The organism is Paenisporosarcina sp. NPDC076907 (assembly GCF_050269735.1).
Classification (GTDB): domain Bacteria; phylum Bacillota; class Bacilli; order Bacillales_A; family Planococcaceae; genus Paenisporosarcina.
On the sequence record NZ_JBNNIX010000001.1, the window covers coordinates 1,191,536 to 1,217,595 of the forward strand.

The 26,060-nt window shown below is 39.1% G+C and carries 21 protein-coding genes; 14 read left to right on the plus strand and 7 right to left on the minus strand.

Annotated features, from left to right (window positions below):
* Positions 1 to 5 precede the first annotated feature (5 nt).
* From ACQKEV_RS05785 to ACQKEV_RS05830, 10 genes are all read left to right on the plus strand, one after another.
* Entirely contained in the window at positions 6 to 1,124 is a 1,119-nt protein-coding gene (locus ACQKEV_RS05785; RefSeq protein ID WP_427444207.1) for an N-acetyldiaminopimelate deacetylase, read from the plus strand.
* Positions 1,125 to 1,610: 486 nt separating this feature from the next.
* A complete protein-coding gene (locus tag ACQKEV_RS05790) occupies positions 1,611 to 4,019 on the plus strand; it encodes a hypothetical protein (RefSeq protein WP_427444209.1) in 2,409 nt (802 codons plus the stop codon).
* Entirely contained in the window at positions 4,016 to 4,951 is a 936-nt protein-coding gene (locus ACQKEV_RS05795; RefSeq protein WP_427444211.1) for an ATP-binding cassette domain-containing protein, read from the plus strand. The genes ACQKEV_RS05790 and ACQKEV_RS05795 overlap by 4 nt, the downstream gene beginning before the upstream one ends.
* Positions 4,948 to 5,793, plus strand: coding sequence for an ABC transporter permease (locus ACQKEV_RS05800; protein ID WP_427444214.1), 846 nt, complete (start codon positions 4,948 to 4,950; stop codon positions 5,791 to 5,793). Before ACQKEV_RS05795 ends, ACQKEV_RS05800 begins: the two co-directional genes overlap by 4 nt.
* 13 nt (positions 5,794 to 5,806) lie before the next feature.
* The gene (locus ACQKEV_RS05805; RefSeq protein WP_427444216.1) at positions 5,807 to 7,294 is read left to right on the plus strand and encodes a hypothetical protein; all 1,488 of its coding nucleotides are present in this window, start codon (positions 5,807 to 5,809) and stop codon (positions 7,292 to 7,294) included.
* A 12-nt stretch (positions 7,295 to 7,306) separates the two neighbouring features.
* Positions 7,307 to 8,299, plus strand: coding sequence for an AAA family ATPase (locus ACQKEV_RS05810; RefSeq protein WP_427444218.1), 993 nt, complete (start codon positions 7,307 to 7,309; stop codon positions 8,297 to 8,299).
* Positions 8,296 to 9,171: a DUF58 domain-containing protein gene (locus tag ACQKEV_RS05815; RefSeq protein ID WP_427444221.1), complete on the plus strand. Its 876-nt coding sequence runs from the start codon at positions 8,296 to 8,298 to the stop codon at positions 9,169 to 9,171. Before ACQKEV_RS05810 ends, ACQKEV_RS05815 begins: the two co-directional genes overlap by 4 nt.
* A 12-nt stretch (positions 9,172 to 9,183) precedes the next feature.
* The gene (locus ACQKEV_RS05820; RefSeq protein WP_427444224.1) at positions 9,184 to 10,953 is read left to right on the plus strand and encodes a vWA domain-containing protein; all 1,770 of its coding nucleotides are present in this window, start codon (positions 9,184 to 9,186) and stop codon (positions 10,951 to 10,953) included.
* The gene (locus ACQKEV_RS05825) at positions 10,937 to 13,540 is read left to right on the plus strand and encodes a VWA domain-containing protein (protein WP_427444226.1); all 2,604 of its coding nucleotides are present in this window, start codon (positions 10,937 to 10,939) and stop codon (positions 13,538 to 13,540) included. Before ACQKEV_RS05820 ends, ACQKEV_RS05825 begins: the two co-directional genes overlap by 17 nt.
* Positions 13,541 to 13,563: 23 nt before the next feature.
* Complete coding sequence (locus tag ACQKEV_RS05830) at positions 13,564 to 14,067, plus strand: GNAT family N-acetyltransferase (RefSeq protein ID WP_427444229.1); 504 nt, start codon at positions 13,564 to 13,566, stop codon at positions 14,065 to 14,067.
* A 56-nt stretch (positions 14,068 to 14,123) separates the two neighbouring features.
* Here ACQKEV_RS05830 and ACQKEV_RS05835 read toward each other — a convergent pair whose 3' ends face one another.
* From ACQKEV_RS05835 to ACQKEV_RS05865, 7 genes are all read right to left on the minus strand, one after another.
* Positions 14,124 to 15,371, minus strand: a complete 1,248-nt coding sequence (locus ACQKEV_RS05835) for an MFS transporter (protein WP_427444843.1) — start codon at positions 15,369 to 15,371, stop codon at positions 14,124 to 14,126.
* A 429-nt stretch (positions 15,372 to 15,800) separates the two neighbouring features.
* Entirely contained in the window at positions 15,801 to 16,874 is a 1,074-nt protein-coding gene (locus ACQKEV_RS05840; RefSeq protein WP_427444231.1) for an ABC transporter substrate-binding protein, read from the minus strand.
* Positions 16,871 to 17,674 carry an ABC transporter permease gene (locus ACQKEV_RS05845; RefSeq protein WP_427444234.1) on the minus strand — a complete coding sequence of 268 codons (804 nt, stop codon included), beginning with the start codon at positions 17,672 to 17,674 and terminating at the stop codon, positions 16,871 to 16,873. The genes ACQKEV_RS05840 and ACQKEV_RS05845 overlap by 4 nt, the downstream gene beginning before the upstream one ends.
* Positions 17,658 to 18,482: an ABC transporter permease gene (locus ACQKEV_RS05850; protein ID WP_427444236.1), complete on the minus strand. Its 825-nt coding sequence runs from the start codon at positions 18,480 to 18,482 to the stop codon at positions 17,658 to 17,660. Before ACQKEV_RS05850 ends, ACQKEV_RS05845 begins: the two co-directional genes overlap by 17 nt.
* Positions 18,472 to 19,578 (minus strand): ABC transporter ATP-binding protein, encoded by a 1,107-nt coding sequence (locus ACQKEV_RS05855; RefSeq protein WP_427444239.1) that lies wholly within the window; start codon positions 19,576 to 19,578, stop codon positions 18,472 to 18,474. The genes ACQKEV_RS05850 and ACQKEV_RS05855 overlap by 11 nt, the downstream gene beginning before the upstream one ends.
* Positions 19,579 to 19,593: 15 nt before the next feature.
* Entirely contained in the window at positions 19,594 to 20,133 is a 540-nt protein-coding gene (locus ACQKEV_RS05860; protein WP_427444242.1) for a helix-turn-helix domain-containing protein, read from the minus strand.
* A 709-nt stretch (positions 20,134 to 20,842) separates the two neighbouring features.
* Positions 20,843 to 22,294 (minus strand): hypothetical protein, encoded by a 1,452-nt coding sequence (locus ACQKEV_RS05865; RefSeq protein ID WP_427444244.1) that lies wholly within the window; start codon positions 22,292 to 22,294, stop codon positions 20,843 to 20,845.
* A 69-nt stretch (positions 22,295 to 22,363) separates the two neighbouring features.
* On the opposite strand from ACQKEV_RS05865, the gene ACQKEV_RS05870 reads away from it, so the two are divergent.
* From ACQKEV_RS05870 to ACQKEV_RS05885, 4 genes are all read left to right on the plus strand, one after another.
* A complete protein-coding gene (locus tag ACQKEV_RS05870) occupies positions 22,364 to 22,636 on the plus strand; it encodes a hypothetical protein (RefSeq protein WP_427444247.1) in 273 nt (90 codons plus the stop codon).
* 320 nt (positions 22,637 to 22,956) lie between these two features.
* Positions 22,957 to 23,499, plus strand: a complete 543-nt coding sequence (locus ACQKEV_RS05875; RefSeq protein WP_427444250.1) for a peroxiredoxin — start codon at positions 22,957 to 22,959, stop codon at positions 23,497 to 23,499.
* 123 nt (positions 23,500 to 23,622) lie between these two features.
* On the plus strand, positions 23,623 to 24,075 hold the full coding sequence (locus ACQKEV_RS05880; RefSeq protein WP_427444253.1) for a TlpA family protein disulfide reductase: 453 nt from the start codon (positions 23,623 to 23,625) through the stop codon (positions 24,073 to 24,075).
* 237 nt (positions 24,076 to 24,312) lie between these two features.
* Positions 24,313 to 26,058, plus strand: coding sequence for an ABC transporter ATP-binding protein (locus tag ACQKEV_RS05885; protein WP_427444256.1), 1,746 nt, complete (start codon positions 24,313 to 24,315; stop codon positions 26,056 to 26,058).
* Positions 26,059 to 26,060: the final 2 nt, after the last annotated feature.

The following is a 26,060-nucleotide window of genomic DNA, read 5'->3' on the forward strand; positions in this document are numbered from 1 at the left end:
CAAAGATGAAAACTCTTCAACAAATACGACGTGACTTACATCAAATTCCCGAAATTGGTTTTCATGAATTTAAGACACAAGCCTATTTATTGAATGAAATTTATTCGATGGATCAAGAACGGTTAACTGTCGTGAAATGGGAAACGGGAATTGTTGTTCATGTGAAAGGTAACAATCCCCAAAAAACCATCGGGTGGAGATCTGATATTGATGGTCTTCCAATTAATGAACAGACGGGCTTCTCATATGAATCCATCCATTCAGGATTTATGCATGCTTGTGGTCATGATATTCATATGACGGTTGCATTGGGCCTCTTAAGATTGGTGAATCAAACGCCTATTAATGACCACATGGTATTTTTATTTCAACCTGCAGAAGAAGGTCCAGGTGGAGCACTGCCAATGCGGGAATGGCTAAAAAATCAACATCCGGAACTGCTACCCGATGTAATAATGGCATTTCACATTGCGCCAGAATATCCGGTTGGTACGATTGCAACCCGTCCAGGATTACTTTTTGCGAATACTTCAGAATTGTTCATAGATTTAGTTGGTTTGGAAGGACATGCAGCCTATCCCCACCGTACGAAAGATATGACGATAGCTGCAGCCAGTTTATTGATGCAGCTACAGACCATCGTTAGCCGTGCGATTAACCCGCTCGAATCAGCTGTGGTGACCGTAGGGAAAATGACATCCGGAACGGTGCAGAATATCATTTCAGGACATGCTCGCTTAGAAGGAACAATCCGAACGATGGATGCTACAACAATGCAGACGGTAAAGAACCGGATTGAAGCACTATGTAAGTCCACTGAAATTGCTTTTGAATGTCAGGTGAAAATCGATTATGGTTCTTCCTATTATCAAGTTTATAATTCAGAAGAAATTACCCAGAACTTTCTATCATTTGCCGATCTGGATGAAACGACGAATGCCATATATTGCGATGCGGCTATGACCGGAGAAGACTTTGGATATTTTCTGCAAGAAATACCAGGCTTTTTATTTTGGGCAGGAGTGGATTCTTCCTATGGATTGCATAATGCGAAACTGAATCCGCATGAAAAAGTGCTTGATTACCTCGTTCCATTTATAGATTCTTATATACGTTCGCTATAGAATCATGATAACGCTTAGTTATCATGATTTTTTTTGGAAAGATAAGAAAGTATATAATTTTCAATTCCCTAAATCCAGTGGTTCAGGTATTTTCCACCAAAAGATGGATTCATTAATATTGTTGATTTCCGTTTCAAGCGGACGCTTTCCGCGGGGCGGGCGGTGAGCCTCCTCGGTCGCTTCGCAATCTGCGGGGTCTCACCTGTCCCGCTAATCCCGCTGGAGTCGCCGCAGGAACGCAGTGACGAGGAGACTGAAGCCATGCCCGCGAAAAGCGTCCACCGTAGCGGAAATCAATAGATTTCTATGGTTACATTTCTTAAGGACCGGGCGCACTTTGGCCGGTTTTTCTTATGAGAGAAACAGAAATATATTAAAAGGAATCTTTTGGAACAATTGTCGTAAAAAGTTGTATTTTTCATTTTTTTAAGGAACTTATAGATAGACAATTCGTACTAATTGATATAGAGATAAGGGGGAAAGGCAATGAAGCAATTTATTCGGTGGTGTTTTGCATTAAGCATATTATTTTTGCTTAGCTTTGTGACGATATCTGAAGTATCGGCAGCACCAAATTTGGAAGTGAAAGCTACAGCGGGTTTTCAAAATAAAATTAAATATGGAGAAGGGTTACCGATGACAGTGACCGTCGTAAATTCTGGTGATGAATTTTCGGGTGATTTGGTAATCGACTACTCTGAGACCTATGCAATCGGATCGGCTAAAGCCATTCCATTTACGATTGGCAAAGGTGAAACTAAAACTATAAACCTGGCTTTACCAGGATTATCAGAAGAAATGTCCTATAACACAGACTATCAAATGTTTTATTTTTATGAAGGCAATTGGGAAGACGGAAAAGAAATTTCGTATAAAGGTAATAAAAGCATTCGGCCTAACTCTTTTGGGCAAGATACAACCTTTTTCCTTACTTTAACTGAGAGTGCTGATCGTCTGCGTGCACTATCAACAGTGAAAATGGGGGGGATGGGTGGTTCACAAATCATTCACTTGGGTCAAATTAAAGACTTCCAGTTTCCTGAAGATCATGCAGCTTATGATCTCGCCAATTATTTAGTGATTGATGAATATGTGCTAAGTGATTTAAATGAGGAACAACAGCAAGCGATTCTTGACTGGGTTCAAACTGGTGGTGTTGTTCTGGTAGGTGCTTCAGATAATACTAATGCTGAACTCGGTTTATTAGCTGGGAAATTGCCGTTAAATTTATCTGATGAGAGAAAAACACTTCAAGCTGAAAAATTAACGATTCTTTCTAGCAACAAGGAATTTACCGAAGACATCGCATTCTTTGGGGCAAAAGTCAATGAAGGTTCTCGGGTACTTTTGCAATCTGATAATCAACCAATCGCAGCGAGCAATCCAATTGGCAAAGGTGCAATTATTCAAACAGCTTTTTCATTAGGAGATGAACCACTCTCTAAACAAGCCAATTATTCATTTCTTTTAACAGACATAATCAAAAAAGCTAATGTCAATCAACAGGTCAATAATTATGGTGGTCAAAACATAAAAGAACAAATGACGTACGAAGTAGCTCAGATGAATGAGCTGTTTCCATCATTCCAAGTTTCAACACCATTAATGATTACCATTGTTATTATTTACATTATTTTGGTCGGTCCATTACTGTATTTCTTACTCAAAAGAAAAGATAAGCGGGAGCACGCTTGGTGGATAATTCCGGCCATATCCATTTTAGCTTCATTAGCTATTTTCGCTTATGGCGCAAAAGATCGCCTTGTACGTCCGCAAATTCAACAATCCAGTTTTTATGAAGTACAGCCAGATGGAAGTCTTTCCGGTTATTATGTAGAGTCCCTGCTTACAAATCGCAGTGGAAATTTCACATTTGAATCTGAGAATGGAACGACCATGGTTGCTTCTAAAAGAATGAGTGCATTCTCAAATAACTCTGGGAATGTTCAAGCATCATCGATTTTAAATGAACAGGCAGATAACGATCAACTGACGGTCCGTGATGTTGGTTACTGGTCTGTGTCTTCTGTAATTGGAGAATCCAATATAAAAGAAGTTGGTCAATTTGCCATCAATTTAAAAGTTGAGGCTGGAATTGTCAGAGGAACCGTCAAAAATGAATTTCCGTTTGCTCTTAAAGATGTTGCAATCTGGTCAGGAACAAAAATGATAAAACTTGGAAATTTAGACTCAAATGAGTCGGTCGAAGTAAATGAACCGGTAGGATCAGCGCTTTTGGTCCCAATTGCAATGAGCAACGGATCACAATATATGGGTTTCGGTACAGCAATGAAAGCAACTGACCTACCAAAAGAACGCAAGAATAGCTTAATTCGTATGTCGCAAATGACAGGTGTTCAAAAGACACAACCAGCCATTGTTGCGCATACTGAAGATGCAATTGTCCCTATTTCGTTGATGGATACACGTGCAGAAATGTCAGCAATCAATATGATTTATCAGACTTTTACGCCAGAAACCATCTTTTCAGGTGAGTTTACTTTACCATCTTCTGCTTTTGATATTGCAGTGAACACGGAAGAAACGTCCGGATATTATAATCAAATGAATGAAAGTAAATTTGAATGGTTTATGGCGAATGGTTCTTATACGTATGATTGGACGATTCCAAAAAACATTCCGATCCAACAAGTCAAGTGGACAGAACTTCAATTGGCAAATACGGATACTTCATCTATTTCAGTGGAAATTTATAATGTCACATCGAAGACTTTTGAGGAAGTAACAAGTGGGCGTTTTTCAATCAAAGAAAATATTGATCAATATATTTCAGCAGATGGGAAAGTCCAATTTAAAGTGAATAAACAAGCCACAAATGGTGACGACTATACACGTTTGCCAGAATTACGTTTAAAAGGGGAGGTCCAAAAATGATTGAAATTAAAGGGCTAACCAAGAAATACGGCTCATTCTACGCATTGAATGACTTACATTTAACTCTAAATGAGGGTACAGTATTTGGTTTTGTAGGAGCCAACGGTGCAGGGAAATCCACAACCTTTTCTATATTAGCCACTCTTCTGCAACCAACCGCTGGAGATGCTTTTATAAATGGGAAAAGTGTTAAAACGGAGCCACATGAAGTACGTAAACAAATCGGTTATATGCCGGACTTTTTCGGTGTATATGATCAATTAAAAGCAGATGAGTATCTTGATTTTTATGGTGCAAGTTACGGCATACCTGAAGTCGAGAGAGCTCAACTTATTCCACAGTTATTGGAACTTGTGAATTTGTCACATAAACGCTATGAATATGTCGATTTACTATCACGTGGTATGAAACAACGTTTATGTCTGGCAAGGGCATTGATTCATGATCCTAAAGTATTAATTCTGGATGAACCTGCTTCGGGTTTGGATCCAAGGGCTCGTGTAGAAATGCGTGATATTTTAAGACAACTCAAAGGCATGGGTAAGACTATTCTTATCTCATCCCATATCTTACCTGAGCTTGCAGAAATGTGTGATGAAATCGGTGTAATCGACGGGGGCAAGCTCATTGCTCATGGGTCAGTTTCCGATATTCAAGCTCAATTAAAAGGAGAACGTCTCATTACGGTAAAACTTAAAGGTTTACCAGATCGTGCAGCAAGGTTTTTTGAAGAAGATCCCTTTGTTACAGGAATTGATCAACAGCCTGAGGAACACACGATTACCTTTAAATATCGAGGATCAGAAGATGATCAAATGCGATTATTAAAGCACGCAATAGAACAGAATTTGGCCATCTTGTCATTTGCTGAGCAGGAAACTAATTTGGAGGATGTCTTTATGGAAATAACGAAAGGAGTGGAGACGGTATGAGTATGAATATAAATAATCCTGTTCTCGTTAAAGAAGTGAAGCTCCGCTTCCGGTCTCTAAAAAGTTTTACTGGTATTTTGTTCTACTTAATTGCTATGAGCATTTTCGTATTTGGATTTATTTTTCTCACAACGGCTTTTACTGGTACCGGATTCTTTAGACCAGAAGAGAGTTTCTTCCTGTTTGGCTTACTGACGTTCATCCAGTTAGGGTTAATCTTGTTTATTACTCCTGGTTTGACAGCAGGGACAATTAGTACGGAACGTGAAAAACAAACACTGAATATTTTACTGACGACTTCACAAAGTTCGATGCAAATCATACTTGGAAAATTGTCTTCATCAATTGCATTTTTAGTATTGATGCTAATTGCAGGATTGCCAATTTACAGTTTGGTGTTCTTATTCGGTGGAATATCACCAGGTCAATTAGGCTTGATTTTCCTATTCTTCTTTTTGACCATGCTTACTGTAGGTAGCATTGGTGTTATGTTTTCAACCATCACCAGAAAAACGATTGTTTCCATGATAGCCACTTATGGAACGATGATTTTCCTGGCGGGTGTTACAGCCTTTTTCTTCATGATTACGATACAAGTAAATATGTTGGGGTCTGGCGTAACTCAAAGTCCATCACCTTTTGCTCATTTCTGGGCGAGTATCAATCCAGGTATATTAATTTTCTCATTGTTAAATCCAATGACTGAGGACTTTGTCAATGAAGCAACGAAAATCGATTTCCCAGTATGGGCAGGATATACCATTTTTTATGTATTACTAGCTGCATCGGCAATTACCGTTTCAATCAAGAAATTACGTGTCAATATGAAGAAACAAAAATGAGGAGATGCACACCATGAATAGCCGGGATCAATTACTAGCCTTTGTAAAAAAAGTCCATAGAAGATTGATAAGCGAACATTTATTTCGAGTTACGCAAACCGCATTAAGTTTTAGTCTTTTTATTACTGCGATTGTGTTTCTAGCTTCTCGGTTATTTGTATTTCCTTTTTACGTTCAGTGGGCAATGGGGGCAGGTGGTATCTGCTTTGCCCTTGTGTTGGTTTGGGGCGTTTATAGAAAGCCGACGTATTCGTCCTCCATGCTTAAGTTTGATCAATATTTTCCTGAGAATTTGCTGATTACCTCATTACATTCCAGCGATAATGAATCAGGTTTACTGCTGTCTCTGCGTGAAAAAACAGCTAATATGACCAAAACATCTTTTGATGTATTCAAGCTGAGAAAAAAGGACTTATGGCGTTTGAAGTCATTAAGTGGCATTGGGATTGCTTCCATGTTATTGCTTTTCCTCATTGCCTTCCCATCAGAAACTCAACTTCGAGCTAAAGACGTAGAGCTTGAAAAAGAATTAGTGAAACAAATAAAAAATGAAGTAGCCAAGACATTAAAGAAAAACACACCAGAATTACTGAAGAAAGAACTTCAGAAATTAGAAAATGATTTAAAGGAAACAGAAACAACAGAAGAAGCATTGCGTGAATTAATCAAAAAACAAAAAGAACTTCAGTTACGTGAGCAAAAACTGACTGACAAACAAGAGGCTGCCAAATTAAATGGGAATCCGAATGATGGACTGACAGCAGAGGAAAAAGAAGAATTGGCTGCTCTGAAAAAAGCCACAAAAGATCTAGCTGAACAGGCTGGTAAGACACAAACAGCCTTAAGTAAATTAGGAAAACAAAATGGAAATCCTGTACAAACAGCACAAGGTCAGAGCAATCCATCCAGTTCCAATTCAAGCAATGGTCAAACGGGGACTCAAGGATCAGCCCAAGGTCAAACAGGTACACAAAGCCCTACAGGTCAAAGCCAGGGTCAAGGCCAAGGACAGGGTCAAGGCCAAGGACAGGGTCAAGGCCAAGGACAGGGTCAAGGCCAAGGACAGGGTCAAGGCCAAGGACAGGGTCAAGGCCAAGGACAAGGACAAGGACAAGGACAAGGACAAGGACAAGGTCAAGGACAAGGACAAGGTCAAGGACAGGGTCAAGGACAAGGTGCAGGGCAAGGTGGAGGTCAAGGTCAAGGCCAAGGTGGACTGAAAGGTGGGTCCGGGTCAGGAAGTCGGGATTTGTTATCGGTTCCGTCCAGAATCGGAGGTTCAAGCCAGTCAACTGTAGATAGCGGGAAAATTGGAGAAGGTTCCTCCGCCGAGGAGCAGGAAAGTGCGGTACCTGTAACAAAAGGAACAGTCAAACCTTATGAGTCGGTAATTGGGTCATACAAAGATTCGTATCTGAAAAGTTCTGAACGGCTTCAATTACCACCAGATTTACAACGTATCGTTCAGGATTACTTCTCATCACTGGAATCAAGCGAATAATGGAGGTTTCTCATGTCATTTACACCTAGAAATTATGAAGAAATGAGTCAACGTTTAAACCAAGTTAAACAGGAAATTGGTCAATATATCGTTGGCCAGCAAGAGGCTGTTGATTTTACACTTTACTCGGTTTTGGCAGATGGGCATGCGTTACTGGAAGGTTTGCCTGGCTTAGGAAAAACAATGTTGATTCGAACCATTTCTGAAGTTTTAGATTTATCCTTTTCAAGAATTCAGTTCACACCTGATTTAATGCCTTCAGATATCACAGGAACGAGCATGATTGAACGATCGGAAGATGGCAAACAATCATTTTCATTTAAACAAGGTCCCATTTTCAGCCAACTCGTTTTAGCGGATGAAATTAACCGTGCCACACCAAAAACACAGAGTGCATTGCTAGAAGCGATGGGTGAAAAAACAGTGACAGTTCTTGGTGATACAAAACAGATGGCTAAACCATTTTTTGTCCTTGCCACACAAAATCCAATTGAAATGGAAGGAACGTATCCACTGCCTGAAGCTCAAATGGACCGATTTTTATGCAAAATAGTGATACCGTACCCTTCAAAAGAGGAATTAAAAGAAATCGTTATCAGAACGACTGGTGCGAAGAATATTCAACTTCAAAAAGTGATGAATGCAGAAGAATTGATTATTGCCCAAAATATGGTCAGAGAAGTGTTGATTGCTGATGATATGCTTGCGTATGCCATTGATTTAACTTCTGCCACACACCCAAATGATGAGGCAACAGATGATGTAAAACAATATGTACAATACGGCAGTGGACCGCGCGGACTTCAAAGTTTAATTCGATTGGCTAAAGCCCGTGCACTCGTTGCCGGACGCTACCACGTTTCAATTGCTGATATTAAATCAGTTGCTATACCTGCCCTTCGTCATCGCATGCTTTTAAATTACGAAGGAGAAGCGGAAGGGAAAACTGCCGATTCCATTCTCAGAGATTTAGTTCAATCCATCAAACAAGGACAAACTTCATGAAAAAAGATTCCATTTTACCGGAGGATTGGTCCTCCAAAATTGGACGATTACAAATATCAACAAAGTCAAAATTGCGCGGTCAGCATAAAGGGTCCCATCGCTCCATGCGCTTTGGGTCTTCACTCGACTTTTCAGACTTCAGAGAGTATCACCCTGGTGACGATGTAAGGCAAATTGATTGGAATGTTTTTGCTAGGACAGATAAATATTTTATTAAACGTTTTTTGGATGAGCAAGAAATGCGTGTTCATATTCTACTGGATAGTACAAAATCGATGCAAGAAGAAAAAAAATGGCTTTTGGCAAAACAATTGACCATTTCACTCGGTCATCTTGTATTAGGGAGAGATGATCGGTTATCGTTTGCGACGCCTACTGAGGAGAAGCTTGCCCCTTTCAGAAGAAAAGGAGCGGTATACAGAAAGGCTTTTTCATCATACATAACCAACCTTACCGACCCAACCATGAACACGTCTTTCACCAATCAGGCTGCACAATTTAGTGCTAAAGATTGTACGGTATTATTTATCATCACAGATGGTTTGGAACCAATCGCGGACTGGGAAAGATGCTTGCGCTCCATGCCAAGATTTTCACAAGACATCCGGTTGATTATTATACAATCAAGTGATGAAGTAGCCCCACAGTTCTCTGGGGACTTACAATTGGTTGATCGCGAGACAGATGAACGTTTGAATGTGACAGTTTCATCCAGAATTGTGGAAGATTATGAAAAGAAGAGACATCAGCATTTTCAGGAACTCGATATTTTGTGTCGCCGTTTCGGCATTCACACTTTAAAAGTGGAAACGAAAGATGATATCAGTCATATCCTTTTCCATCAAATGATTCGGTCAAACTGGATAAATTGAGGTGAGCCGTCTATGGGCTTTGGACAACTAGTATTTTTATGGACGGCGATTATCCCGATCACGGTCCTACTCTATTATTTTTTTCGGAAAAAATATATAGAAAAAAAGATTTCTTCAACGATGTTCTGGGAAACCGTTATGAAAGAAACAAAAGTTTCACCATATCTTCAATATTTACAACGAAATGCCTTATTTTATTTGCAAATGATCGCATTGATATTGCTAATGTTCGCCTTGTTGCAACCATATTTGAAATCACAGGCAATAGCAGGTGAGCACATTATTTGGGTCGTTGATACTTCAGCCACAATGCTTGCGGAAGACAATGGCGAAGCGCTTTTTGACACCCATAAGAAAGAAATGATGACGCTATCTGAACAACTGGCCGGAAAGCCTTTAACATTGATAACAACTGGTGAAGAACCAACCATTTTATTGCGTGACGAGACTAACTTAAGTGTTATTCGATCTTCAATTGAAGGTTTGGAAGTTCAATATGAACAAGAGAACTTGCCTAAAATGTTAGATTTCACGAAGTCTCTTATGACTGCAAAAGAAACAGCCATTTATTTATTTACGGATCACGTGGAACGAAGCGAACTCCCATTAGAAAACGAAAATATCACCTGGTTTGTAAACGGAGCACCAAAGAATCTGGAAAACGTCTCCATCTTGCGTTTTGGTGCCACGGCTTCAGAAAAAGGAGTAGCGGCACTTGCTCAGCTAGAAAATGAAACGCCAACAGAAAAAAATGGTACTTTGGAAATCCACTCCATCGAAAATGAAGAGGTATTACTGAAAGAGTCCGTTGTCATTCCAGCAAACGATACGCTGTCGCTATCTTTCAAAGAATTACCCAGTGCTGAAGGTTTGAAAGCAACACTACAAATTGACGATGATTATAAAGTTGATAACGAGTCTTTCGTGTTAATGCAAAAGCAATCTGCTCAAACCTATGTAGATGGAAATCTTCATGAGCTCGTGTCAGCAGCTTTTCAAGCCATGGATATTCCAGTAAGTTCTGTTCCCACTGAGCAGATAGGGGACTTACCTAATGAGGCAGTAGTTGTGACTAACCAAACATCTCAACTCAAAGCTTCAGAATCACCTGTACTATTGATTGGACGAAATGATGAAAATGCAAAAGAAGTGAATGGCACAATTACTACAGAGCGAGATGATGTATTTGCATACGCGGATATGTCGGATATTTTCGTCAGTAACCTGTACCCTCCATTTCCTGAATATGAGACACTTGCCCGAGTTGCAGAACAACCATTTATCCAACGTTCGGACAAGGGAGATTTAATCATACTATCCGATATTCAGATGACAGATTGGCCACTCCATCCCTCATTTCCCTTGTTTTTGTGGAGTGCCAGGGAACAAATGGCATCGAACTCTGAAGAGATCGGAACTTTTTCACCAAACGAACGCAAATCACTTTCTTTGGTTGCGGATGAAGAAAAAGGTGAATGGGAAGTTTTTTCGAACTCCAATGAATATATCAAAACGATTCAAAATGGCGGACAATTTTCAGCGCCAAGTCGACCAGGACTATATGTTTTGACATCAGGAAAGTCAGAAAAACAATTTGCAGTGGCACTCGAACAACAAGAGAAACACATTGAAAAAGGTACGTCTTTTGCTATCGGTTCTGCTTCGCAAGAAGATATTCAAGAGACCGTCAAAACTTCAATGGTTCCATGGTTTTTACTTCTCATTGTATTATTGCTGATGATTGAATGGGAGGTGCAGCGACGTCGTGGGATTACGAATTGATTCACCAGCTTGGCTTTTGTTATTCATTTTGCCAGCTGTCTATTTTGCATTTGCATGGTGGAAAAGTAAAAACCGATATACCCGCGAGCACAAGTTTATCTTCTTCACCCGTGTCGTAGCAGTAAGCATCCTGATTTTTGCATTGGCTATGCCTAATCTATTACTACCGATAAAAGAAGAGCAATTATTGTTTGTAGTAGACCGATCAGCTTCAACTGCAGGAACGGAAGAGCAGTACACTGATTTTCTTATCAAAGCTCTTGCTGAGAAGAAAAATCACCAAGCCGTAGGTATCTATTCGTTTGACGAAAAATTTCAGACACAAGTACCCCTATCATTGTTAACCGAGGATGTACCGGAATTTATCGGTTCTGAAAATGAAAGCAGAACGAATATTTCTGAGGGTATTCAATTAGCAACTAATCTAGCAGATCAACAAAAAGCGACGCGCATCGTTTTACTATCAGATGGACTTGAAAATGTTGGGTCCATATCGGATCAGCTTTCGAGAATGACCGGCAGTAATGTGGAAGTAGATACGTATATCTTAAATCGTCCTGAATCAGATGATGTTGCCATTACTAGTTTTGAAACACCTCCAGTAGCTTTTGAAGGAGAACAGCAACAACTGATTGTTCAAGTGGAATCAACAAAAGCAGGTCAAGGTGAACTTCTCCTATCTCAGAACGACCAATTTCTTTCCAAACAATCTGTCCAAATTGAGCCGGGATCTAATACCTTTACTCTTAGACACGCTTCAGTTGGAGAAGGCTTATTAAAATATCAAGTTCAACTAAACGTCCCTGGGGATGCATTGCTTGAAAATAACCAATTGACGAGTGTAACAATGGTTGAAAGCGCACCACATTTGTTGGTTGTTAGCGGTGACAAATTGACTTCGCCAATTCCAACCTATATTGATAATCAAGTGGTTCAAGTAGAGGCCATCCAAGCTTCAGATTTACCATACGACCTATCCAATTACTTGGGCTATGATGCTATTATTTTTGATAACGTTCCCGGCTATCAAGTGGGTGAAGCCAAAATGACTGTTATTGAACAAGCAGTCAAAAATTTTGGTGTCGGATTTATGATGGTTGGGGGAGACAATAGTTATGGATTAGGTGGATATTTCAAAACACCGATTGAAAAATTGTTGCCTGTTGAAATGGAAGTGAAAGGTAAGCAACAATTGCCTTCGCTTGGGCTCATTATTGTCATGGACCGCTCTGGTAGTATGTATGGGAATAAATTTGAGCTTGCAAAAGAAGCGGCTGCGCGATCAGTTGAATTATTGCGGGACGATGACACGTTAGGCTTTATTGCCTTTGACGATCGTCCCTGGGAGATTATTGAAGCGAAGACTTTGACTAATAAGGAAGAAGCTCTCGAAAAAATCCTCTCCGTATCTGTAGGTGGAGGAACGGAAATCTATCCTGGTTTGGAGCTTGCATACGAACGTCTATCTGATCTCAAATTACAGCGTAAACACATTATTTTATTGACGGATGGCCAGTCTGCTACTCAAAACGATTATGAAGAACTGATTACAGAAGGTCTAGGTGATAATAAAATTACTTTATCCACCGTTGCGATCGGTCAAGATGCAGACCGCGTATTGCTTGAAGAATTAGCACAATTCGGCACAGGACGTTTCTATGATGTCAGTGATGAAAGCACGATACCGGCAATTTTATCAAGGGAAACCGTGATGATTTCAAGGACATATATTGAAGATAATCCTTTTTATCCTATCATACGAGGGGATGCGGCCTGGACTAGTCTCTTTGCCGAAGGGGTACCTCAATTAAATGCCTATATTGCAACAACTGCTAAACAAACTGCGACCGTCGTTGCGGAAAGTACAAAAGAAGATCCGGTTATTGCGGAATGGATGTATGGTTTAGGACGAACGATTGCGTATACTTCTGATTCATCGGGAGCGTGGAGTGGTGACTTTGCACGTTACAGTGAGTGGGGGAATTTTTGGAATACTGCAGTATCTCGACTACTACCTTCTTATAGTGAAGTTCCATTCGACATTCGGAAATCAGAGGATGGCTCCTATTCCGTTTCAGATCCATCGGGTCAATCATCATTTTTGGATATTGTAGCAGTAAATGAAGCTGGTGAAGAAATTGAAAGTCTCTCTGAACCGATTTCTCCTGGGAAAAGCCGTGTTTCCTTCGATGCAGATCCAGGTCTGATTTTCCTAAGGATTTCCAATGAACAAAACAGTATGTATCAAGCAGGACTTTCAATTCCTTATAGTGAGGAATACAAAATTCAGCCGCCTAACAAAGGATTGATGGAGGAAATCGCTAAGCGTACAGGGGGGAAAGTACTTACCAGTCCTGAACAAGCGATGCGCGATATAGAATTTGAGAGTTCAGAAAGCAAAAGTATTCAAAAATGGCTCGTCTTAATTGCGATGATTTTATTTTTCATTGATATTACACTAAGAAGATTTGGTTGGCGTATGATTTCAGGAATGACTTCTAAAATGAAGAAATCGACAGATGAATACGTTTCACCCGCCAATGATACAAATGTTGCTCAATTGCTGAAAGGCAAGAAGAAACGCTAAAAATATTGGGGGGAAAATAGGTCATGATCGTTCATGAAAGTGAAAGGTTGAAATTAAAGGTTTTTTCGCTTGAAGATGAAGAAGCATCGACATCTTTTTGGGGTGATGCCGAAGTGATGTTTCATTGTGGTGGTATTACTCCACATGAAATGTTAGGGAAAGTTCTTATGTCCTATCAAGCATGCCATGAAAGAATGGGATTATCTGTTTATGGAGTGGTAGAGAAAGAATCCGGACTTGTAATTGGAGCTGCTGGGTTCAATATAGCGAATGGGTTGGAAAAAGTTGAATTAATTTATCACTTTTCCAAATCCAGTTGGGGGAAGGGATATGCAACCGAAGCGGCTATATCCTGTATCGAACTGGCAAAGCAAACAATAGGAGTTCAAAGAATTTTTGCTTCTGCCGATCCCAAAAACAACAGTTCTACTAAAATACTTAAAAAAGCAGGTTTTCAATATATGGGGATGAAGTGGTTCAATGACACAAATCAAGAAGAACCATATTTTGAATATCAGATTTTATAAGGATGAAAAGAAAAAGGTTGTCCCAGAGGTATAAACTTCCAGGGACAACCTTTTTCTTATTGTGCGACGATAGATGATTGTTTTCTTTGGGTAAGAGAAGCAATGAAAAAACAAATAATTAAAATAAACGTTCCTGCCATATAAGGGAAACTCATGTTGATGTCGAACAAAATTCCTGCCAATGCTGGACCGACCATATTCCCTAAACTCATATAGGCGTTGTTCATTCCGGCAGCAAATCCTTGTTCGGTTCCTGCCTGTTTTGAAATCAAAGTATTCACTGCTGGTCTCAACAAAGATGCAGCGGTGAAAAATACGCTCGATACAATCAGAATCGGCCAGAAGCCATCTACAAACAAAACGGAGATCATGGCAAGAGCAGACACAAGTAAATTTACGAGTATTACTTTCAATTCGCCAAATTTTTTGAACAACTTATTGATTACAAAAGTTTGAACGATTACACCGACAAAGCCACCAGCTGTAATTAACACCGCAATTTCACCGGGTGTGAAGGCATACTTTTTATCCACATATAACGCAATGGTTGCCTGAAAATTGGCTAGTCCAAATGAAAACACGAACATGACGATTAACATGACAAAATAAGGCGTAGTCGTTGAGCGTTTCATTTGTTTATAAAGGTTCTCCCGTTTAGCGAGCTTTCCAGCTTGCACGACAGGAGGTGCTGTTTGAGGCAACACAAATAGTGAAATAGCTGCTGCCACAAGAGAGGCAGTTGTAGCTACATAAAAAGGGAACCTTAGACTAACCTCTGCCAAAAAACCACCGATGGCTGGTCCAATCATAAACCCTAGAGACATCGAAGCCCCTAGTAACCCCATTCCTTTACCACGTTCTTCTTCAGTTGTAATGTCTGCGACAAATGCCATCATTGGCGGAACGATAAATGCCGACCCGACGCCGCTAAAGAACCGTGCTAAATACAAAATCCATAAATCCGAAGCCATTCCGAACATCAATTGAGACAATCCGAAAATAACCAGGCCAACAATAATTAAATACTTACGACCAAATTTATCTGATAAGTCACCAGCTAATGGAGAAAATAAAAATTGGGAAAAAGCAAACATGGCAATCAGAAATCCGAGAGCCTGACCAGCCACTCCGAATGTATCCAAGTAATCTGGCATAATTGGAATAATTAATCCGATGCCTGACATAGCAATGAACATATTAAACATTAGCACATAAAGTGCAAAGCGATTTGATTTACTCGCCATAGTACATCCTTCTTTCTTGCTCAAACTGTTTCGAGTAACTAAAAGTTTACCACATAACATAAAAAAAGCCATTAGAAAAACCTGCCTAACGTGCGGGCAGGTTATAGACAGTAGACAAAGAATAAAATAAGTGAATATACTTGGATAATTTTTGAAAAGGTGCCTTGCATTAAATGTTGATTTCCATTGCGACGAGTAACCGCAGGAGCAGTCTTGTTTTCGCCGCCTCCACTCCAATCAACAGAAATTGCTTCTGTCAGTTTTTCTCTTCAAACTATTTAAGTAGGAAAGTGGTTGGCTATTTCTGAAGACTCCTGCGGAAAAAACGGAACAAGCTAGACCCCACAGTCTCAGCTGTCAGTGACAGCTGAGACGAGGAGGCTAGCGTTTCGTCCGCGGAAAGCGAAAGAAATAGCCAACCACCTTTTTTCATTATGCTGAAACCTACCCAATATCAGAGCAGATTGTGTTGTTAATTGAGACAATCCATTACTGGGCATCCATTTTGAATTCCAGGAATAACTCATTGTATTTTCCAAGGGTTTCCAAGCCGAGATTCTTATAGACTTCAAGACGTTCCCGCATTTCTTCCGTCGGATAAAAACGTTCATCACCAGTTACTTCAGGATCCATTAATTCAATCGCCTGTTCATTCGGTGTCGAATACCCAACATAATCTGCATTTTGTGCAGCTACTTCGGGATCGAGCATAAAGTTGATAAATTTATGAGCCCCATCAACGTTCGCTGCCGTTTTTGGGATAATCATATTGTCAAACCATAAATTTGAGCCTTCTTTTGGCACAGCATAATCTATGTCTTCGTTTACATACATAATATCTGCAGCCTGTCCTGACCAGACAAGGGCAACGGCAGCTTCACTGCGTCGCATCGTTTCTACAATTTCATCCCCAATAATGGCTTTAATATTAGGCGACAGTGTTTTTAATTTATCAGTAGCTTCCTGCAGTTGTTGCTCATCTTTTGTATTGAGTGAATATCCGAGTGTATTCAATCCCATACCCATAACTTCACGCGCACCATCCACTAAAATGACTTCCTGCTTTAAAGAAGGGTCCCACAAATCTTCCCAGCTTTCAAACGTTTGACCATCTAACAGTTTAGGATTAAAGGCGATTCCAACCGTACCCCAAAAATAAGGAATGGAATATTCATTGCCAGGATCAAAAGGCAAGTCTAGGAAGTAAGGGTCTATGTTAGACAAGTTAGGGACTTTACTATGATCGATTGGAATCAATAAATCGTTCTCTTTCATTTTTTCAATCGCATATTCAGAAGGCATTGCCACATCATATGAGGTTCCGCCTTGCTCAATTTTAGTCATCATTGCTTCATTTGAATCAAAAGTTTCGTAAACAACGGTGATTCCTGTTTCTTCTTCAAACTGCTCAACAAGCTCGGGGTCAATGTATTCTCCCCAGTTGTAAACGCTTATTGTGTCGCTGCCTGCTCTTCCAGAAGATTTATTCAACTGGTTATTGGCATAGAATAAAACTGCACAAATGATCAGTATTGCTACTGCCGCTCGGATGATTTCTTTCATTTCGGTACCCCCGTTCTAAGCGGGTTCTTGGTGCGATTCGTCATGAAGTAATACCCGAGTACTAATAATAGAGTGACGATAAACAATAGACCCGATAATGCATTAATGGTTAGTGTGATGCCTGCACGTGCCATCGAATAAATTTCAACAGATAAGGTAGTAAACCCATTTCCTGTTACAAAAAAGGTGACCGCAAAATCGTCCAAAGAATAAGTCAAGGCTAGAAAGAAACCTGCGAATATCCCAGGTTTAATATACGGAATGATTACACGGCTCAAGACTTCCCGTTTGGAAGCACCTAAATCCAGCGCGGCATCAATTAAAGTACTGCTCATTTCCTGTAATTTCGGTAACACCATAATAACGACGATCGGTACGCTAAAAGCGATATGTGAAATCAATACAGAAGCAAAGCCTAATTTCACGCCTACCATTGTAAATAGTATTAAGAAAGATGCACCGATGATTACGTCTGGGCTAACAATCAAAACATTGTTTAATGATAATAGCGCATTGCGAGATTTACGGTTTTTTAAATACACAATGCCGATTGCACCAATCACTCCGATTGCCGTGGATAAGAGGGCTGACAATAATGCGATGATGATTGTATTAATCAGAATCATGATGAGTCGTGTATCAGCAAATACAGCTTTATAGTGTTCTAAAGAAAATGATTTAAAACTGGACATCGTACCACCACTGTTGAATGAATAAAAAATCAAATAAAGGATCGGTGTGTACAAAATGATAAAAACAAGGGCTAAATAAACATTTGATAATTTACTTGATCTGTTCATTAGAGAGAGCCCCCTTATCTTTTTGGCCAGTCAGTATCATGATAATGACCATAAACAATATCAAGAATACAGCAATGGTCGAACCCATTCCCCAGTTTCGAGTCACTAAAAATTGTTGTTCAATTGCTGTCCCTAACGTAATAACTTTGTTCCCTGCAATTAGTCTTGTAATCATGAATAATGAGAGGGAAGGAATAAATACCGCCTGTATGCCAGACTTCACGCCATTGATTGTCAACGGAAAAATTACTTTCGTAAATGTGGTCCATGAAGATGAGCCTAGATCACGTGCAGCATCGATTAGAGTTGGATTCAATTTATCTAGAGAATTAAAAATCGGTAAGATCATAAATGGAATAAAAATATAGACGGAAACGAAAATGAAACTGAAATCGGTATAGAGAATTTGTTGAGTGCCGATTCCCATCGTCTCAAACAGTTTGTTTAAAGGACCTTTTACACCAAAAATACCAATAAACGCATATGTTTTTAGCAGTAAGTTAATCCATGATGGAATTATGATAAGCAATAACCATAATTGTTTATGTTTTGTTTTCGTCAACCAGTAAGCAGTAGGGTATGCGATGGCTAAAGTGAAAGCAGTAATGAGGAAAGCATACCAAAAGGAACTCAAGGTCAATTTCAAATAAACGGAAGTAAAGAAATTCTTATAGTTGATGAATGAAAAATTGCCATGTAAATCAAACAGAGAGAAATAAATAACAAGCACGAGTGGTGCAATAACAAAGAGCATCATCCATCCGATATAAGGGACTAAATAATATGAACGGTTTGTGTTATTTTGCATAGTTCTCTTCTCCATACGATTCCAGACGCTTGTCAAACTCTTCTTCCGTTTCATTCAAGCGCATGACATGAATCGCTTCCGAGTCAAAATCCAAACCGATTTCTTCCCCGACTACAGCCTTTTTCGTGGAATGGACAAGCCATTCATTCCCATCCTTATCAAATGTCGATAATTCATAATGAACCCCTCGGAATAATTGGGTGTCTACTTTAACTGTCATTTTACCTCGATCGACAGTGGTAATTTCCAAGTCTTCCGGACGGATGACAATATCCACTTTTTCGTTCTGGGATAATCCCTTATCTGTACATTCGAAATCTTTTCCGCCAAATTGTACACGATAATCGGAAATCATCAGACCTGGCACAATATTGGATTCTCCGATGAAATCCGCAACGAATCTGTTGATTGGTTCATCATAAATATCCATTGGTGTGCCGCTTTGCTGAATGACTCCAGCATTCATAACAAAAATTTCATCGGACATGGCCAATGCTTCTTCTTGGTCATGAGTTACGAAAATAAAGGTTTTGCCAAGTCGTTGTTGTAATTCACGGAGTTCATATTGCATTTCGGTTCTTAATTTAAGGTCAAGAGCAGATAATGGTTCATCAAGCAATATCACTTCTGGGTCGTTGACAATCGCGCGCGCAATCGCCACACGTTGTTTTTGACCACCGGACATTTCAACGATTTCACGGTTCTCGTATCCTTCTAAATTGACAAACTTAAGTGCTTCCAAAACTCGGCGAGTAATCTCATCTTTTTTTAACTTTTTAATACGTAAACCAAAGGCGATGTTTTCAAAAACATTTAAATGAGGGAAGAGGGCATAGTCCTGGAAAACCGTATTAACTTGTCGTTCATTTGCTGGAACATGATTAATTTTTTTGCCATTAAAATAAATGTCACCACTTGTTGGTTCCATGAAACCGGCAATCAAACGAAGAATTGTGGTTTTTCCACAACCGGATGGACCAAGTAATGTATAAAATTTTCCACGTTCAATTTCAAAACTCACATTGTTTAACACAGGTGTCGCGCTATCATAAGATTTTGTGACGTTTTCAAAGCGGATAATGGTTGTGTCTGTCATGATTGACCTCCTGAATTATAAATAAGAATGTGTAGCAATTATCAGAACTTCTGTTTCACCGTTATAATGATTCGTCAGTTGGTGATGCTCTGAAGCTTCAAAGTACAGGGATTGACCTTCCAGAGCGAAATACTCATGAGCTCCAAGAGTGAGTCTTACCTTGCCATTTAAGACATACATAAATGTTTCGGATAATGAAGGCTCGAATTGTTTAAATTCTCCCGATTCTAAAAATTTAACGAGAACGGGTTCCATTTCTTTGTCGTTTGATTCCGGAACTAGCCAGCGGATTTGGTATTTCCTTTCGTCATCAGTAAAAACGGTCTGGTCTTCTTCCAAATAAACAACTCTCTGATTTTTTTCATCATCAAAAAAATCTTTCGGTTTTGTTCCAAGCACTTCAAGTAATGAAAAAAGAGTTTCAATGGATGGGGAATTCAAATTTCGTTCCAATTGGGAAATATATCCCTTCGTCAAATCAGTACGTTCGCCTAATTCTTCCTGAGTTAACCCTTTCTTAATGCGTAAGCTTTTGATTTTGTTCCCAATTTGCATAAAGAGGTGCTCCTCCCAGGTGCTATTAATAGCAAACAATGATTATGTAAGTTTACTATCACAATACTTTGAGTTTACTATAAATGTCTTTTATTATACAAATTCAACCAATTTTTGCAAGAGTTTAATTTAAGATCTGTAGCAATCTTTAACATCCTAAAAAAATCCCATCTTAGAAAGATGGGATTTCAGATTATAGACAAACAATAGAATGACAAATGAAATAACCAATGCAAGAAATGTTGATTTCCGTTGCGGCGGACGCGTTTCGCGGGCACGGCTTCAGTCTCCTCATCACTAAAAAACGTTGCTCCTGCATCGCTCCGCTAGCTTCGTCGCAAATGAAATGTGCAAACTTTCATTTGCACATTTCATTTCTTCCGGGGCCTTCAGCTCGTGCTGTTCCCGCTGAAAAGAAATTGGTGTGCCAATTTCTTTGCGACGAGTAACCGCAGGAGCAGTCTTGTTGTCGCCGCCTCCACTCCAATCAACAGAAAGCACTATTAACACGTTTTTCTAAAAATATATAAGTAGGAAAGTGGTTGGCTATTTATGAAGACTCCTGCGGAAAAAACGGAACATGCTAGACCCCGCAGGCTGAGCCGAGGAGGCTAGCGTTTCGTCCGCGGAAAGCGAAAGAAATAGCCGACCACCTTCTATTTTTGAACGAGTGCATTAAATACGAATACGATTTTATATACTTTTAAATTTATCTATATTGATCACGTTTCCATTTTCTAATTTTCTTCCATAGGCCCTTGCCGCCAGTTGTTACTAATAAAATTACCGATAGAGAAATGCCGGCTAATGCGGTAATGAGTGAAATCCATTCAAAAAATGAATAGCCAGGTACTTTGGACCAATCAGTTTTGCCTTTCCAATCTTCAATGACCAGATTCATTCCATAAATACCGGATACTACTGTAAATACGGTTAGCATAAATAACAACATATTATGACGTTTATTTGACTGATTCTCTTGTGCACGATATAGCTCATGCAATGTCTGTTTAACTTCTTCGTAAAGTGAATTCAAATGAAACGTATCTCGATATGTTTTAGTTAACTCTTTTCCTTCTGTCCGAGCAGAAACTTCCCCAAAATAATATCTGGAGGAAAACTTAGAAATTAATTCGATTAATTCTTCCACATAGTCTTCATCCTGCTCCCATTGGATCTCGCTATATTCGAATGACATTCGCAATAACATGATTTTGTAGAAATAATGAAGCAACAAATTATAATGATGCGTTCCCATGAATTGCGAAAGCGGTCTCGCCAATTGTTCACGAGTTTTTATGGAAACGGTAATCTGGGCATGGTCGGAAGTAACTGTATATGAATCAGGTGCCCAACGGTCATGTACATGTTTTTGCACATAGCGCTCGATGTATTCAGCATTTGTACTAGACATGAAGGGGCGGCCTTCTGGATTTTTTCCATCCAATTGGCCCATTCGATATAACTGATCTCCACTAATCGGATGTTCACCGTCAGCAATGAAAAAACCTGAAGATAGCATACGTTCGTCTTCAAAGAAAGGAAGGCTGCCGAAATAGCCTGCCCGTTTATCATCATGAACGATGTAAGCTTTGAGAGAAGGACAGAGATAGCCAAATACAAATTCATTCGTTGTGTTGAATTCCCGACCATCTTTTCGTATTGTGGCTCCTTTTTCTTCATCAAGTTTTGGTTCTAACACACGAAAATGATTCATAAAATCGAGCACTTCAGATAATTTTTCTTGTTCTTTGTTCATTTCAGTCCGGATTGTAATCAGGCCAATGCCAAAAGGACAAATCATGACATCAATACTGTTAACAAAAAAGGAAAAAGAAGTGTCATGAACATCCAGAATAAAGGATTCATTGACGCGCTTGGAAAAGCGAAGAAACCCTTGTTGATCGGTACGTTGGGGGAATAATTTTCGTTCCAGGAATGGTAAAAAATATTGATCCAATTCTTCATGTTTAACTTCTATATCTTCACCATAAAATCCATGCTGTAAATCTTTTTGATCTAATGAAAAAAACGTGAAGTGGTTTTTTCGTAAATGATCAGCAAGGTTTTCACGTTCTTTTTCATGGAAAGAAAATGGAAAAAGAAATGACATGTAAGCCTGGTTCAAAGTTAGAGGATGTATTTTTGCAGTTGAATCCATTTTCAAGACCTCCACTATTTTTTCTTTCATATATATATGTTAACATGAAACTCGGAAGGAGTGACGGTTATGGGAAGAACCATGATGTTATTTTTGGATCCTAAAGTACGACAACATAAAAAATCACAAAATCAAATTGAAGGCACTTTTCTTTTGGTGAAAAACCGTGTCATTGCCGATGATGAAATCTGTGATTATTGTAATGATTGTTTTGAACCTTTATCGTATCATGATGAATACGACGCTTGTTACTGCGAGCCATGCAATGCATGGAGAGAAGAAGCTTGTACAGATCCAACATGTGAATATTGTGAATTAAGACCTAAACGCCCTTTAACATAAGGTTGCTGAAGGTCTTTTTTATTTTAGTTTATTAAACAACATCATAATGTTGTTATTAAACGCAAATTTATCTAGAAATTAAACAACTTTCTTCGTGTCTTAAGTTAGATAAAGAATAAAGCTTCTGCTTTTCTCGCTTGAATAGTTTATCTCAAGATGAGCATACTAAACATTCGACACGAATTCGACGAAAAAATTATTTCCTTATGCTAGTTAAAAGCTGATGAATTGATTTGCATTAAGGACTTTGTTATTCTTTAAATTGTGCTAATAACGAATACAATTCGTTGGCAGATAAATAACTTCTTGGAGGTTTTCACATGACTGAACGTATGGTAGGTAAACAAGCACCTCGTTTCACAATGGACGCAGTGCTGGCAGATAAGTCTTTCGGTAAAGTAAGCTTGGAAGAAAACATGAAAAACGATAAATGGACAGTTTTGTTCTTTTATCCAATGGATTTCACTTTTGTATGTCCAACTGAAATCACAGCAATGTCAGATCGCTATGATGAATTTGAAGATTTAGACGCTGAAATTATCGGTGTTTCTACAGATACAATCCACACTCATTTGGCTTGGATTAACACAGCTCGTCAAGACAATGGTTTAGGTGAATTGAAATATCCATTAGCTGCAGATACAAACCATGCAGTATCACGTGAATATGGTGTGTTAATTGAAGAAGAAGGAATTGCTCTTCGTGGTTTATTCATCGTCAACCCTGAAGGTGAAATGCAATACCAAACAGTGTTCCACAATAATATTGGCCGCGATGTAGATGAAACTCTACGCGTATTACAAGCTCTTCAAACTGGTGGTCTTTGCCCAGCAAACTGGCGTCCAGGTCAAAAAACTCTATAATTATTTGAACGAGGCTCACAATTAGGCCTTGTTTCATGCGCTTTATTAATTAGACACCAAGTTTCCCCACGCATACGATACGCAGTGGGGATTTTTTACATGTATCATTGAGGAGGAAAAACAATGAAATTACGTTCACCTATGCCTGATTTATCAGGTGCCACTGCATGGCTAAATGGAGAAGTTGCAAAAAGAGAATTGATTGGCAAAAAACCAACACTTATTCATTTTTGGTCTGTAAGTTGTGGTCTATGTAAAGAAGCAATGCCAGAAGTAAATGCATTTCGTGATCAATATAAGAATGAATTGAATGTATTAGCTGTCCATATGCCGCGTTCAGAGAAAGACATGGATCTGTCAGAAATTAAGAAAAGCGCTGCAGAACATGATATTAAACAGCCAATTTATGTGGACAATGATATGAAATTGACAGATGCTTTTGATAATCAATATGTACCTGCATATTACGTTTTTGATAAAGATGGTCAACTTCGTCACTTCCAAGCGGGTGGCAGTGGAATGAAGATGCTTGAAAAACGTGTTAACCGCGTGTTAGAAGAAATGCGTAATTCTTAAGACATTTTAATTACAAAAAGAAGTGCTCAGCATAATGGAATTCAGGGATAAATTTCTCTGTCATTCTTTTATGTCGAGCGCTTTTTTTGTTGTCCAAAAAAGTTAGATTGAGTTGAAATGACAGAAGATTAAAATGAAAATTTCAATTTATGTAAAATATCAGTCAAAAGGGGGTAGTCATTTATTTCGGAATCCGATATATTAAATACTATGTCTTTCGAATTAGGGGGAAATAGCTTGGGAATTTTTAAAAAATTGAAAGAATACTACTGGCCAAATAAGCATTTATTCTTTTGGTCCTTGTTCATGCTCTTGATAACGTTGTTAATTACAGTTGCTTATCCAATCATTTTGCAACAGACGATTGACCGTGTTATTAAGGGAGAGCAATATGATCTAGCTTGGAAACTTGCTGGGATTTTTATGGGTCTTATGATTATCAAAGGAATTGCGACGTACATTGGGCAGTACACGGGTGATATGTTCGGAATTCGGTCGGTCTATGAATTACGAAATGCGTTATATGCAAAATTGCAGCGTTTGCCATTTTCTTATTACGACAATGCAAAGACAGGGGATTTAATGTCCCGACTGACTGCAGACGTCGAAGGGTTCAGATTCTTCTTATCGTTCGGATTCGTTGAGTTGTTCCGTCTGGTATTTCTAGTATCCGTTTCTCTTTGTGTCATGTTTTACTACTCCGTATCATTAACATTTGTATCGATGGCTTCCATGCCGTTATTAGTCATTGCAGTGCTGCGATTCGATAAACTGGTACATCCTGCTTTCCGTGACATCCGTAAATCGTTCGGTAAATTAAATACCAATGTTCAAGAAAACATTAGCGGGATTCATACAGTTAAGTCACTTTCCCGTGAATCATTTCAAATTAATAAATTCAACAATTCAAATGGGGATTATAAAGATCGCTATTTATTTACAACTGAAATCTGGGCAAAGTACTTCCCAGTGATGGAATTCCTCGGAAATATCAGTGTGGTCTTTTTATTAGGCTATGGTGGATTTCTCGTGATGGATGGTCAATTAAGTGTCGGACGCCTCGTGGCATTTTACAGTCTGCTTGGCTACATTATTTTTCCTATCATGAACCTAGGCTTTACGGTCAATTTATTTTCCCAGTCCAAAGCATCAGGTGAACGCTTACTTGAAGTTCTAGAAGCACCTGAACCGATTCAATCAAAAGTAGATGCCGTGGATGGCTCCAATATGAAAGGGCATGTAGTTTTTGAAAATGTTACGCTTCAATATCGTGAAGAAGATCAATTAGCTCTTGATGATGTGAATCTGACAGTTAAAGCTGGTAAACGTGTAGGTCTAATAGGAGCCACAGGTTCAGGTAAAACGAGTTTAACTCAACTGTTAACGCGTTTTTATGAACCGACAAAAGGGACAGTTAAAGTTGATGGCATTGCTGTTGATGAATACTCACTCACTTCACTACGCTCTAACATTGGCTTCGTTCTTCAGGAATCGTTCTTATTTTCTTCATCAATTAAAGCCAATATTTCATATGGCCGTCCAGATGCAACGATGGAAGAAATCATTGATGCGGCGAAACGTGCCAATGCACATGAATTTATCATGGAACTACCAGAAACCTATGACACCATGCTAGGTGAACGGGGACTTGGTTTATCAGGCGGACAAAAACAACGAATTGCAATTGCTCGTGCCTTATGCCAAAATCCTGCCATTTTAGTATTAGATGATGCAACTAGTGCTGTGGACATGAAAACGGAGCTTCACATTCAGCAAGCATTGGAAGAAGTGATGAAAGGCCGTACGACGTTCATTATTGCTCATCGAATTTCCTCTGTAAAACATGCAGACGAATTAATCGTTTTTGAACATGGGAAGATTGTTCAGCGTGGAACTCATGATCAATTGATTAAACAACAGGGTTTGTATAAACGGATATTTGAAATTCAATATAAAGATCAACTAGAAAATATTTATGCATAGAA